The 13524-nt window shown below is 58.0% G+C and carries 10 protein-coding genes; 4 read left to right on the forward strand and 6 right to left on the reverse strand.

Going from position 1 to position 13524, the window contains the following annotated elements:
• Window positions 1-195 precede the first annotated feature (195 nt).
• Complete coding sequence (locus tag AC0L8N_RS06085) at window positions 196-2238, forward strand: S9 family peptidase (RefSeq protein WP_473666678.1); 2043 nt, start codon at window positions 196-198, stop codon at window positions 2236-2238.
• Here AC0L8N_RS06085 and AC0L8N_RS06090 read toward each other — a convergent pair whose 3' ends face one another.
• From AC0L8N_RS06090 to AC0L8N_RS06100, 3 genes are all read right to left on the reverse strand, one after another.
• Window positions 2239-4236, reverse strand: a complete 1998-nt coding sequence (locus tag AC0L8N_RS06090) for a sulfotransferase (RefSeq protein ID WP_473666679.1) — start codon at window positions 4234-4236, stop codon at window positions 2239-2241. It abuts the gene before it with no gap.
• Window positions 4237-4308: 72 nt separating this feature from the next.
• A complete protein-coding gene (locus tag AC0L8N_RS06095; protein WP_473666680.1) occupies window positions 4309-6693 on the reverse strand; it encodes a TonB-dependent receptor in 2385 nt (794 codons plus the stop codon).
• A gap of 365 nt (window positions 6694-7058) precedes the next feature.
• Window positions 7059-8984, reverse strand: coding sequence for a diguanylate cyclase domain-containing protein (locus AC0L8N_RS06100; RefSeq protein ID WP_473666681.1), 1926 nt, complete (start codon window positions 8982-8984; stop codon window positions 7059-7061).
• Between the two features lie 255 nt (window positions 8985-9239).
• On the opposite strand from AC0L8N_RS06100, the gene AC0L8N_RS06105 reads away from it, so the two are divergent.
• Window positions 9240-9725 carry a hypothetical protein gene (locus AC0L8N_RS06105; protein WP_473666682.1) on the forward strand — a complete coding sequence of 162 codons (486 nt, stop codon included), beginning with the start codon at window positions 9240-9242 and terminating at the stop codon, window positions 9723-9725.
• On the opposite strand, the gene AC0L8N_RS06110 is transcribed toward AC0L8N_RS06105, so the two are convergent.
• Window positions 9722-10789 (reverse strand): phosphotransferase, encoded by a 1068-nt coding sequence (locus tag AC0L8N_RS06110; protein ID WP_473666683.1) that lies wholly within the window; start codon window positions 10787-10789, stop codon window positions 9722-9724. The two genes, AC0L8N_RS06105 and AC0L8N_RS06110, sit on opposite strands and share 4 nt — an antisense overlap.
• 265 nt (window positions 10790-11054) lie before the next feature.
• Here AC0L8N_RS06110 and AC0L8N_RS06115 point away from each other — a divergent pair, with 265 nt between their 5' ends.
• A complete protein-coding gene (locus AC0L8N_RS06115) occupies window positions 11055-11606 on the forward strand; it encodes a YkvA family protein (protein WP_473666684.1) in 552 nt (183 codons plus the stop codon).
• A gap of 82 nt (window positions 11607-11688) precedes the next feature.
• Here the strand turns inward: AC0L8N_RS06115 and AC0L8N_RS06120 are convergent, their stop codons facing one another.
• Together AC0L8N_RS06120 and AC0L8N_RS06125 are read right to left on the reverse strand one after the other, a co-directional pair.
• Complete coding sequence (locus AC0L8N_RS06120; protein ID WP_473666685.1) at window positions 11689-12258, reverse strand: LOG family protein; 570 nt, start codon at window positions 12256-12258, stop codon at window positions 11689-11691.
• Window positions 12259-12268: 10 nt separating this feature from the next.
• On the reverse strand, window positions 12269-12835 hold the full coding sequence (locus tag AC0L8N_RS06125; protein ID WP_473666686.1) for a phosphoribosyltransferase: 567 nt from the start codon (window positions 12833-12835) through the stop codon (window positions 12269-12271).
• Between the two features lie 89 nt (window positions 12836-12924).
• On the opposite strand from AC0L8N_RS06125, the gene AC0L8N_RS06130 reads away from it, so the two are divergent.
• The gene (locus AC0L8N_RS06130; protein WP_473666687.1) at window positions 12925-13521 is read left to right on the forward strand and encodes a phosphoribosyltransferase; all 597 of its coding nucleotides are present in this window, start codon (window positions 12925-12927) and stop codon (window positions 13519-13521) included.
• Window positions 13522-13524 lie beyond the last annotated feature (3 nt).

Consider the following 13524-nt stretch of genomic DNA (forward strand, 5'->3'; position numbering starts at 1 on the left):
GGGAGTATACCGGCCTGATCACGATGCGCGTGGAAGTATGCGGACCGCGCGGCCACTGCCCGGCGATGACGAATTCCATGCTTTGAGAAGGCACTACGCTAATCCGCCATCTGGTCGTAAGATGCTTCTGTTGCGCACCGAGACACGCAGCCAGCAGGCTGTGCCGGCGCGCCCCCTAACAAGAGGAAATAGCTGATGCACTTTCGCTACTTGTCGTTCCGGCCTGTCACCGCGGTACTCTTCGCCCTGTTATTCGCCAGTGCCGCCAGCGCACAGACTGCAAGCCCCGATAGGGCACTGACTATTGACGATATTCTGGCACTCACGCATGTCTCGGATCCCGTAATCAGCCCCGACGGTGCCTGGGTCGCTTATATCGTCGAACAGGTCGACAGCGAAAAGGACGAGAAGGTCAGCAGCCTGCGCATGGTGTCAGCCGACGGCTCGGAGACCGTGCAACTCACCTCAACCGATCGATCGGTTTCGAATCCCGCGTGGAGCCCGGATGGGCGCTACATTTCGTATCTGGCGGGCAAAGCCGGCGACGAAGACGCGAAACCGCAGGTCTGGACACTGGACCGGCGTGGCGGTGAGCCGCAGGCCTATACCAGCGTCGAACAAGGGGTCAGCGACTACGGCTGGGCACCCGACAGTCAGCGCATGTGGCTGTTGATCAAAGACCAAAACGCTGAAGGGCTGGAAGCCTTGCGCGCCAAAGAGGTCGGCGAAGAACCAAAACCCATGCCGTGGGTTATCGACCGCCTGCAGTTCAAGCGTGACGGTGTCGATTACCTCGACCGCAGCCGTGTACACCTGTACGTCCTCAATGAACGCGACGGCACACCGCTGCAACTCACCTTTGGCGATTACGACGATAGTCAGCCAGCATGGCGACCGGACGGTCAGGAAATTGCGTTTGTCAGTAATCGTACCGAGGACCCCGATAGCAGCGACAACAGTGATATCTGGGTGGTAACTGCAACGGGCGACCAGGCGGAGCGCAACGCTCGCCAGGTCACGCGCAATCCCGGCGCGGACTATGCACCGGCCTGGAGCGACGATGGCAGACAGCTTGCGTACGTTACGGTCGTGGAACCCGAGCTGATCTGGTACGCGACCAATCACCTTGCAGTCATTCCCGCACGCGGTGGCAATCCGCGCGTGCTGACCGCCGATCTCGACCGTAATGTGAGCTCGCCCCGGTTCGCAGCGGGTGGCAAGGCCATCTATTTCGTCGTAGAAGACAGCGCCGAGCAGCACCTGGCACTGTATGACCTCGGCAGCAACGCCATCAGCCGACCAATTCAGGGCCAGCTCAGCGTCGGCCGGTTCGACATCAACAGCGCCGGCGACATTGCCGCGACCGTCTCGTCGCCGCACATGCCGGACGAAGTGTTCCTGCTACAAGGCAACCGGCAGAGCCGTCTCACACATTCCAATGACGAGGTATTGAATGCTGTGCAGCTTGCCGAGGTGAAGAACATTACCTTCCCAAGCAAAGATGGCACAGAAGTCGAGGGCTTCATCTTCACACCACCGGACTACAACCCGCGCCGTCGTTACCCGACTATCCTGCGCATTCACGGTGGACCGGTATCGCAGTACGACTTCTCATTCAATGCCGACGCGCAACTGTTCGCGGCAAATGGTTACGTGGTCGTAATCTCCAACCCGCGCGGCTCCAGCGGTTACGGTCAGGACTTCTCAGCCGCACTGTGGGCCAACTGGGGCAACCCGGATTTTGAAGATGTATCGGCGGCAGTCGACTACGCCATCGAGAATGGCTATGCGGACCCGGACCGACTGGGCGTTGGCGGCTGGTCTTACGGCGGCATTCTGACCAACTACGTCATTACCAAGTCCACTCGTTTCAAAGGCGCGATCACCGGTGCCAGCGAGGTGTTGTATGTGGCCAACTACGGTCACGATCACTACCAGCACGAATGGGAAAAGGAACTGGGCCTGCCCTGGGAAAACCGCGAAGCCTGGGAAGCAATCTCGCCGTTCAATGATGTCGACAAAGTCACCACGCCTACGCTGATCATGGGCGGCAAGGAAGACTGGAACGTGCCGATCGCCAACTCCGAACAGTTGTATCAGGCATTGAAACGGCGTGGCATCGATACCCAGCTCGTTGTCTATCCGGGTGAGTCACACGGCTTTGCGCGGCCGAGCTTTATCAGCGACCGCTATCAGCGTTACCTCGACTGGTACGACAGTCGCGTACGCGGCGAGTAGTCAGCGCTCGAAACGGGCGAGGGTTTCCTCGCCCAGCGCGTCAATAAGCGGTTGCAACTGGCTCTCAAAATGCCGCCAGTGTGCAACCCCTTTGCGATAAATCGGTTGCCGCACCTGCTCGCTGCTCGCCGTACGCACCGGTCGTCGGTTCTCGAAAAAGCGCAAACAGGATTCCTCGTAAGGGAGTTCGCAATGTTGCAACAAGCGGCGCACAGCCGCTTCCGTATCAGCAACGACGTCTTCGTAGAGCATGCACAGCACCTTGCCGGCGAGCACCCGATCCCAGTGATCCATCAGCGCGAGGTAGCTGTTGTAGTACGCCGCGATATGCTCCAGCTGGTAACTCCACAAATGACCGCCGGCAAAATGCTGCTTGAACGCACTGAAACCACAGTCAAGCGGATGCCGGCGCGCATCGATGACGATGGCATCCGGCAGGATCTTGTGTATGAGGCCGATCTTGTCGAAATTGGTAGGCAGCTTGTCGATGAAATAAGATTTGTCGCTGCGGTACATCGCCGTGTCATCGAGATAGGACTGCCCGTACGCGGCCAGTTCGGCAGCGGAAAAACACACCATTGACGACGGGTATTCGATATTGCGTTTACCGCCGTCGATCGTAATTCGACGCACGATATCGGGCAGCGTCGCGAGCTCCATCGTGCCTTCCACCTGCGTATGGCTCGCGAGTATTTGTTCAATCAGTGTCGAGCCGGAACGTGGCAGACCAACGATAAAAATCGGTCGAGGACCGTGCGGACGCGGTTCCGCTTGTACGGTAAGTCCCGACGCATCAAACGCCCGAACAATTTCCGCAACGCCCTGACGCTGCTGTTCCGTGCTGAAATTGACGCCATCGCGCATGGCGTTTGCCTGGGCATAGCTGTCGAAAGCCTCGGCGTAGCTGGCGCGGTCTTCGAATGCCTTGCCGAGCGCGAATGCCGCTTGTGTTCGCTGTGCATTCTTTGCCGACTCGTTGGCCAGCAAAGATTGCAGTGCGACGATATCCGCATCTGAGAACGTCACGGTCTTCATGTCGGCCAGGCCCCACCAGCCAGCACCGTTATTCTCACTGCTGGCAATACTGCTGCGATATGCCGCCACACTGTCTTCGTATCGGCCGAGAATTTTCAGGATATGACCGCGCAGCAGCTGCACGTTGCCGATCAACTTCGGGTCATTCGCACACAACCCCAGCGCCGTGTCGTAGCCTGCAAGCGCTTCGCTGTAATTGCCGCAATGACCGTGCACGCGGCCGAGTATCAACCAGGAAGCGAGCTTATCGGGTTCGAACGCGACGACCTCCTGTGCCGCCGCCAACGCACGACTGTAGCGCCCTGCTTCTTCCTGACTGACCACATAGGCAGCACGCAAATTCACATCAGCTGGATAAATAGCGATAGCACTTTGCAGAATTTCGCCACCCTCCTCGAACGCGCCGACGCGCGCGGCAAGTTGCGCCAGGGTGTACGCGGCTCGCGGGTAGCCCGGCTGGGTGTTGAGCAAGGTGCGGCAGCGCTGTTCGGCTTCTGCGAATTTTTCCGCGCGCATCAGTTGCTGCACATCGTGAAAAGATTCCAGTAAAGGATCGCAGGTTTCAGCGCGCTCGAAGGAGGCCCGTGATGCCTTGAGCTCATTGCGGCCGAACTGCAGGCGGCTCAGGTAACACCAGCCATGATAGAAATCCGGGTTCAGCTCTACCGCTCGCTGAAACGCCGACAGCGCCTCGTCTTCACGATCAGTTCGAACGCAAGCGAACCCTAGGTCGCCGAACGCAGCAAACGAATCGGGATTGCGCTCGCAGGCCGCGCGAAAAACCTCAACGGCCTCGTCCGGCTGATCACTGCGTAACAGTGCCGAACCCAACATGCTGGTGCCGACCGGGTCGGCCGGCTGCGCCTGTAGCCATACACGAAGCTTTGCGACCGCATCCGCGCTGCGACCGCTGCGAATCAGCTCGGACACTTGCTGGTAAAACGCCTGCGGGTCGCCACTCACGCTGAATTACCTGCCGCCAAATGCAAAACGGCGAGCCAGATGGCTCGCCGTTCTGGTTTGCGTTGCGAACTGTCAGAACGTGAAATCAAACCGCAACGAGTAAGCACGCTGTTCACCGTAGTAGTAATACTGATCGCCAAGCGCCCAGTCACCACGCAGTCTACTTCTCTTGTAGGTAATGATTTCGTCATTCAGCACGTTGTTGACGTAGAAGCCGAGGCGAACATTATCATTCAGGTCAAGGCTGGTGGACAAATTCAGCACTTCGTAGGCCGGGGATACATCCTCGTCCTTGGTGTTGAAGTGTGATTTGTATTCACCGTACCCGGCATAGTCGAGCCGGACCGAACCTTCACGATTCCAGACATTCACGGCCTGATCGAGCGCGATATAGAAGTTGTACTCCGGCACCATCGTCATGCTGTCGCCGTTTTCCGCACCGAGAGTGGGCACATCGGAGGTCATGCGAGAGTCTGTATACGCCGCATTGATCTGTAACTGGAGGTTGTCGGTCAGTAAGGTTGTACTCTCGAATTCGATGCCTTCAGACACCGCGGATGCTGCGTTTGCGGTATAGCTGAAGCCGCAACTCGGCATGTAAACGCTGGCCTGAACACCAGTCCAGTCGATACGGTAAACCGCTGCCGAGAACTGGAAGCGGCGCTCGAAGGCAAGCCCCTTGAAGCCGATCTCAGTATTCTCGATCTGGTCTGACTGATAGCGATCGACGTAACCACCAATGTTTGTATCGCCGAGGCAATCATTTGGCGCGTTCGGACCATTGTTACCGCCCGGACGATAGCCCTCTGAGTAAAGCGCGAAAATCGACATGGAATCGTTCGGCATCCATGACGCGGCGAACTTGTATCGGTTGCCGTCCTCACCGTCATTGGTAATCGTCTGCTGCGCATCCGGACCGATCCAGATACCGGAGACCTCAGTGTGTATGTCGTCTTTCAGATCATAGTTACGTATGCCCGCGGTAAACTCGAGGCTTTGACCATTACTTAGCTCGAAGGTGTAGCCGATCTCGCCAAAGAGGGCCGTTTCCTTGCTGTTGTACCTGATCTGGTTGTAGTTGTAGTTTTTGGTCGGATCGCCGTACAGATCAATTCCGATCTGAGTCGGATCGCCAAGGCCCCAGTAGTAGCCCCACAAGTACTCGGCTATGGCCCGGCTGCGATTGTCGCTGGCGTGATACTGCCACTGACCATTGGGCGTGCTCTTCCAGTCCGTCTCATCGAAGAACGCACCAACCGTCCATTCAAACGGGCCATCGCCATTGGACTGCAAACGTAGTTCGTGAGAAGTACGATCGTAGCCGTCATCGTTGATAATCCAGGTCCGGAACATGTCATTCGCGTCGTTACGCGACCAATTGTCGAGCGAATCGTGCTCGTACTTCTGGAAGGCACCGGCGTAAACAAGATCCGCACCGGCGAATACATTGTCTTTGGCCACTCGTACCGAGAATACGTCTTTCTTGTCGTCGGTCCAGGGGTCAAGCGTCTCCCAGACCGAAAACTTCGCGTTATCGACCTGACCACCGGTACGGCACGCTGCGCGCTCGTCCGTGACGTTAGGGCAATCCGGGAAGGTCAGTGCAACGTCGTAGCCATAAGTTGCAGCCGGGTTCTCGGTCAGTTCGGCCTCGTAGTAGTAGCCCGGTGTCGAACGGTCAGCATAGTCATAACCCGAAGTCTGCTCACGTTCGTTAATGAACGTCAGGTTGATGTTCCAGTCATCAGTGGGTTGAAACATCAGCTGAGCGCGGAAGAAATGGTCTTCTTCGCGGCCATCGTTGTTGGTAAAGGTATTGCGGATCTTTCCGTCTTTATGGCCGTAGCTGCCAATGACGCGTGCGGCAACGGTGTCACTGATCGGAATGTTGACGCCGGCATAGACCCGCGTTGCTGTGCCTGAGCGATTGACTTCGTCACCAATGACGGTCGCACCAAAGACTTCAAACTTATCGAAATTCGGCTTGTTGGTGATGATACGAACCGTACCGCCGATCGCGTTCGAGCCGAACAGGGTGCCCTGCGGTCCGCGCAATACTTCCACACGCTGCACGTCGAACAGGTCGCTGGAGTCGTAGGGGATATCGTCGGTCCAGGCGCTCGTCGTGTCCGGTGTTGAATCGTTGCCGCCGGACAGGCCACGCAGAATCAATTGCCCGCGCGGGCTCGCAGCACCGGCTACCGTTCGGTAGATGTCTTCTTTCTTGAAGAGGTTGCGCGCCAGAATTTCCTGTGCGTTGACGGTCGCGATATTCATCGGGACCTCAACCAGCGATTCTTCGCGTTTGCGGGACGTCACGATGATCTCTTCGATCATCAGTTCTCCAACTTCCGAGTTCTGAGCGTATGAGATCGACGCAGGTGCGGTGGCGAACAAAGCTAGCTGTACTGCAGCACTTATCGGGTTGCGAATGCGCTGCAATGAAATCTCTTTCATGACCTTCCCCTATGCATACAAAATTGACGAACAACCGACCGGATCTTGCAGTCCGGTTTTGCAACATCTTATGCCGCCGCCGTCACGGCGTCTAATAGTATTCACCACTAACACAACAAATTCGCGAGCAAATACTATTAATTATTGAATTATATGGAGTTTACTAATATTTATAGCGTGTTGTTTTAGCAACACACGCCGGAAATACCTCGCTGAATGGGGCCTCGGGCGGTCGGCAAGTCCGCGATAACTCGGCCGCATACGGCAAGCGGCTGGCCGCCAGATACTCAGCTCAAATGGGGTGATTAAGCGGGACACAGTCAGGAATGGCGCGCCGCGGGTGGAGGATCGCTTTCGCGTCCGGTTTAGCCGGCTTTTTCCAGGAAATCTGCCCGGTGCATTTCGGTAACACCGCGGCTGCGCTCCTTAGCGCGGTACATCGCCTGATCAGCGGCCCTCATTAGCCCCGTCAGCGTATTCGCATGCTGCGGATAGAGCGCCATGCCGATACTCGCCGAGCAACGCAGCCGGGCGTCACCGATACGGTACGGCTGCTCCAGAGTCTGGCTCAGGCTGGCAGCGAGAGTATCGGCCTGTTCGGAAGAGACATCCGGCACCAAGGCGACGAACTCATCACCACCGGGCCGACCAATGATGTCGCAACTGCGCAGCGTCTTGCGCAAACGATCCGCCGCGATGGTCAGGAGCCTGTCGCCCACTTCGTGCCCACAGCGATCGTTGATTTTCTTGAAGTCGTTCAGATCGACGAACAACAACGCGCCGCTGGCCGAGTCGGCACTGTCTGACAGTCGGCGCGCGGCGTCCCGCTCGAAGCCGCGCCGATTGAGCACGCCGGTCAACGGGTCCGACCAGGCGATGGACTCCATCTGCAATTCCTTGGCCTTGCGGTCCGTAACATCGACGAACGTAACCGCCACATTGTCGCCAACCGGCTCACCAATGACGCGCAACCACTTCCCGTCGGTACGGCTGTGTACGCAAGCCTCGAAATCGACCACCTCGCCCTGCGCCGTTTCACTCAGGAACTTATCGACCGTAGCCCGCGCATCGTCAGCCGACATGCCACTGCAGGCGAGCTCGATGATTTCGCCGGCAGGCCGATTAAGCATGCTCACCGGACTCACGCGCAGGAATCGCCCGGCGGCCCCATTGGCAAAGACACAGTGCAATCGCCGGCAGCCGGATTCCGTCGACCAGCGCAGGCGTACCACGCCGTTAACCGAGTGATCGATCAACGTCCGTAGCAATTTCTCGCTGGTACGCACGTCCTGCTGCGCTTGCTCGACATCACTTACATCGCGAAACATCAACACCTGACCGGTGCGACCGCCATTGCGCCGGTCGTGCAACGGCGATGTTTGCAGGTGCAGAAAGCGTCCGGTGGAGGTCAGCATTTTTTGTGGCAGGCCGGTCTTCAGTGCGTCATAAATCTCTGGCATGTCCGTACCGAACAATGAACGCAAGGACACTCGAAGCGCATCGGTCTCACTAACTTTCAACAACCGCTCGGCGCCGCGATTCAAGCCGATAACGCGTTGCCGCTCATCTACCACTACGACGGGGTCGTGCATGTTCTGGAAAACGGTCTCGTACGCCAATGGCACGAACTCAACAACCTGCGCCTGAAACACCAGCCAGGCGAAAGCAGGAAGCAGAATGGCCAGCACCGCCGGCAGCGTGACGGCCGCAGTAACGCCTGCGCCGAAGTCATGGCTGATCAATGCCGCAAACACGACGAACACGATGGTCGCCAGCAACAGGATAGTACTGCGACTCCCCGGAATAACGGCCTTGCTGTGCAGCACCAGCGACAACATCGAGGTCGAAAGCAACAGGTAGCTGTACGGTGCGTGCACATAGAGGAACCAGGGGCCCCATGCCTGCAGCGCCGAGTTCACGCCGTTTTGCCAGAGCCAGCCGTGCAACGGGTTCGTCAATGCAACGATGATCGATGCGATCGGAACAATTGCCAGCAGCCCGAGAGATGTGCGGGACAGCGCGCGGCCTATGTAATGCCGGAATATGACCAACGCAATGAAAGGCAGCACGGCCGCGGCAGTAAAATGACTGATGCGACCGACCAACAGCATCGTCTCATTTAATGCGAGGAAACGCGCTGTGCCGGCTACGATCAAGCCCGCAATCAAACCAAAGGAAATACTGACCCGCCGATTGCCAACATCAGCCAAACGCCAGAGGCGCGCCGCCAGCAGCAAGTAGCCGCTTGCACTGGTCAGAAACAGGGCTGTAAGAATAGCGTCGGGGTTCATGCCGCAAAGGCCTGCGGAAATAGGTCATTCCAAGCCTACGCAGGTACCGCAACGGCTTCGCGGACCTGGCGCACAAATTAGCCGGTCGCCGCCAGGTCAAAATCCTTCGGCGAACGTACAAGTACCGGCTGCCACCCCGACTTTGAGGGTTTTGGCCCAATAAAATCAGTGGCTTGTTACAAAAAAGTTCGCTGACAAAGCCCACCTCCCCGCCGTATACTGGTGCGACAGTCGACACCCGGTAAGGAGCCGACCATGTCCGATACAGTGAAAATTCAGCGCCCAGGTGACGTCAAGAAGAAAGTCGCAGTGGACGATCGCGGGCGTTCCGTGTGGACCGATACGATAGAAACCTGCAATTTTGAGCTCATCTCAACGCAGGTTCTGAAGAAACTGATAGCGGATGACGAGCAACAGCGAGACGCTGTTTCCGAACTCGCCGCAACCAATCCGAACGGCTACCTGGCCAAGGACAGCGCCACAGGTATGTTCCGCATCATTGACGACGATGACCTGCAAAGCTTGCTCGACAGCAATGCCAGCCCTGAAACTCCGGCGCGGGCGGCCGAGGTAGTCCTCGAACTCAGCCCCTCGCTGGAACAGGACGACGACGATTTATCACTGGTCAGTACCCAGGCGCTGCGCAAAATCCTGGACATCCCGGACACGTCGCCGAAGAAGGCCAGCCCCAAACCGGTCAAGGACAAGCTCGGCGGATTCGACCCTTACAACACGGGCTAAACCGTTGCGCCCTCGCTCACCGATGCGCATACCTGCCGCAGACGTCGACTGACGTCATCGCGCGGCAACTCGCGCAGGCGGGCAAGGAAGGGACCCGCACTACTCTCGGCAACCGTCGCCGCGTTAAGGTAATCATCACCCTCCCGCCCCTGGCCGGTACGCCACGCCAGTATCGCCACCGTGGTCGCAAGCCGCGTGCACACGAGGTCGTAGAGCAGGCCGGTTTCTGTCGCGCTGAGCGGCGTCACTGCGTGATACCCGGCAACTAGCTCTGCAATAAGCGCCAGGGGGTCGCCGGCATTATTGCGCCAGTACGCCGCCGCAACAGCGACATCGACAATCAACGGTGAGAACTGCATATCGCCGAAATCAATAACCCCCGCGACTTCATCAGGACGCTCAGCGTTGACCAGAATATTGCCCGGGTTGAGATCGTTGTGTATTACCTGGCTGCGCAACGCCGGGAAAGCCGGCAGCGCGTAACGCTCAAAATCATCCAGACAGGCCGCGAGCTGTGCACGCATCGACTGGTCGTTTACCGATCCCAGCAACTCCCGAAGCGCGAGTGCGTGCTTCATATCCCAAAGCAGCGTCTGCGCCGGGCCACGGTGTGAAAAATGTTGCAGTGCCTGCCCAAGCAGCGCGAGAGTGCGTCCAACCGCCCTGGCGAGCGGCGCCGATAAACGCCGGTTCTCCAGCGGCTTGCCTTGCAGGTACGACACAAGGCGAACCGTGTGTCGGGCCCCATCACGCTCGACAACAACACTGTCCGCGCCATCGAGCGTAGGACGCAACACCGGTGCGGCAAAGCCCCGGCCATGCGAGGCGATGTGCTGCAACGCTTTGATCTGAAAAACGGTAACCGCCGGATCCTCATCCGCATTCGCTATCTTGAGCACCCAACGACCGCAATCAGCCCCTTTCAGCAGAAAGTTTTGGTCCCGCTCGCTGACCAGCAGCGTCGGTGCAGCGCTAAATCCGTAGTAAGCCTGAGCCAGCTCACGGGCTTCGGCAGGGCTGAAACAGGGGGGATTACAGGCAATTACCTGCAGCGGCGTACTCATCGACACGGTTGTGGGCGTCTCCAGGCAAGGCTGGCGTGATCGGGCCCGCGAGTATGGTGCGCGGCCCCCGGCGCTTCAAGGGCTGCAGCCACCCATGGATCGCGCGTAGCCGCTGGCAGCGGTTCCGTATACAATTGCCGGACTGCGTTTGCCGGGCCCACCCAGTGGGTGGTGCTGGGGGGAACTACAGGTACCACAGGGTGCCGCCAGCCCAGGTGAAAGCAGGTCCGAAATCCACCGAAAAATCAAATAAGGACGGTAAGACATGCCTCTCGACATTACCTTTACCCTGAGCGACCAGGATCTAGAGCATTTTCAGGCGATCGTGGACAAGGCCAAATCGGCCATAGAAAGCGACAACAATGCCAACCAGATCGAAGATGCCGCCAGAAAACTGATCGACGAGGCCCGCTCCTCTGATCTGCCCGAGTTCATTTCCGACCGCCTCACCAAACTGCAGGTCGTCATCAACATGCTGGGCGACACTGAATGGCAGTTGAGCGCCGAAGACCGCAAACGTGTGTTAGGCGCACTGGTCTACTTCTGTGATCCGGAAGACATCATTCCTGATTCAGTACCGGGACTCGGCTTCCTGGACGATGCCATATACGTGGAAATCGTGCTGAAGGAACTGAAGAACGAAATCAGCTCCTACGAAGAATTCTGCAGCTTCCGTATCGCTGAAGAGAATCGCCGACGCGCCAAGAACGAAGACACGCACGTTAACCGCGAAGAATGGCTGTCCGACAAGCGCGCTGCCTTGCACACCCGCATGCGCAAGCGCCGCCGGAACAGTGCGATGAACATTCGCTGGTAAATCAGCGAGCGCCAGAAACAAAAAAAGCCGCGCATCGCGCGGCTTTTTTTGGCTCTGACAATCTGCAATTGCTCGTGTTACCTCACGTCTGCCACTTGTCCCGTAGCACCGGCTGGCAACTGGCAAAGCTCTCCAGCAATGTTTCCGGCCGCTCTTCTACCATCAGCATAGTCCGGTGCTCACGGCGGACGAAGCCTTCTGCAACCGACCGGTCGATGAAGGCGAGGAGAGGTTCATAGTAGCCGGCAACATTGAGCAGCCCGCACGGCTTGCTGTGAAACCCGAGCTGCGCCCAGGTCACGGTCTCAATAATCTCTTCCAGCGTCCCGAAGCCACCAGGCAACGCGATGAAGCCGTCGGCCAGCTCAGCCATCAGCGCCTTGCGTTCGTGCATTGATGCCACCACGTGCAACTCGCTTAAATTCGGGTGCGCAATTTCTTTGTCACTTAAGGCCTTTGGAATAACGCCAACTACCCGGCCTCCCAGCTCGAGAACCGCGTCGGCCAGCACGCCCATAATGCCTTTCGACGCGCCACCGTAGACCAGCGCGAGATCGCGCTCGGTCAATGCAACGGCAAGAGATTTGGCAGCGCGGGCATAGTCGTCGCGAACGCCAGGCGATGACCCGCAATAAACGCAAATCGCGTTCATCGTCAGCGAGTCAGCCGACAGGCGCACCAGCGCCGAACACGATTTCGTGCAATTCAGGCTTGATTGCTTTCATCTCATCGGGCGTCAGCGCGTCCAGTTCATGCGGAAATACCAGCCATTCGCTGGTCTCGTACAGGTAAAAATCCGGCACCAGGTCCGTTTCGTTGCGGGTCGGCTTGTACCACGGCACAGCCATCCGGACCTCTTCAGGGTTGTTGGCCCTGGCGCGCAGCCGAATTTCGTTGATCACCGCTTTAAACGTATTGCCGGTATCAAATACATCATCAACGATCAGCACCCGATCGTCGTGGCAGATCTTGTCGATAATGTAGTCCAGCCCATGCACCGCGACCGTACTGCGCTCATCAACGCCGGTGTACGACGATGTGCGAATGGCAATGTGATCCGAATGCACACCGCAGTAGGACATGATTTCCTGAACGGCCATCCCCACCGGGGTTCCGCCACGCCAGACGGCGATTATCAGGGTTGGCTCGAAACCGCTCTCCAGAATCTTGACGCCAAGCCGAAATGAGTCCTGCAATAGCTGCTCGGCGGTGAGAACGGTCTTTTCCATCAGTTTGCCTCAGCGCGACTTGGGCGCAGGGTTGTCGTTGTGCGGCTAAGCCGCAATACTACAGCACCTGCCAGCCGAGCTGAAAACCCATGCAAAAAACTTTCGTTGCCGCCGACGACCTGTTGCTCGATTCGTTTCGCCTTGCGCGCAAAATCGCGGAGGCCAACTTTCAACCTGACTTCCTCGTCGGATTGTGGCGTGGTGGCAGCGCCGTCGGGATCGCTGTGCAGGAAGGTCTCGAGCACTTCGGCATCGCCACAGATCACATTGCGATTCGTACGTCTTATGCCGGTCAGGCCAGTTACACGCAAATGGTCGACAAAGCCGATGCCATACGCGTGCACGGCCTGCAGTACCTGCTGGAACACACGGGCGCCGAACATTCGTTGCTGATCGTGGATGACGTCTACGGTACGGGCAGGAGTGTCCAGGCGGTCATTAACGAACTCACCCGAAAAACCCGCCGAAACCTGCCGCACGACATCCGCACAGCGGCTGTCTGGTACCGGCCCGGAGAACGGACCGTACGCCCGCCCGACTATTACCTCCACGAGACTCAGGACTGGCTGGTCCTGCCGTACGAGCTGTCCGGACTCACTGTGGACGAGTTAAAGGCGCACAAGCCCGAGTTGCAGCCGGTAATAGAGCGACTCCGTGAATTGGCACCCGGCGGCGGCAACAGCTAGCGT

It is taken from the genome of Woeseia sp. D3-10 (genome assembly GCF_055809415.1).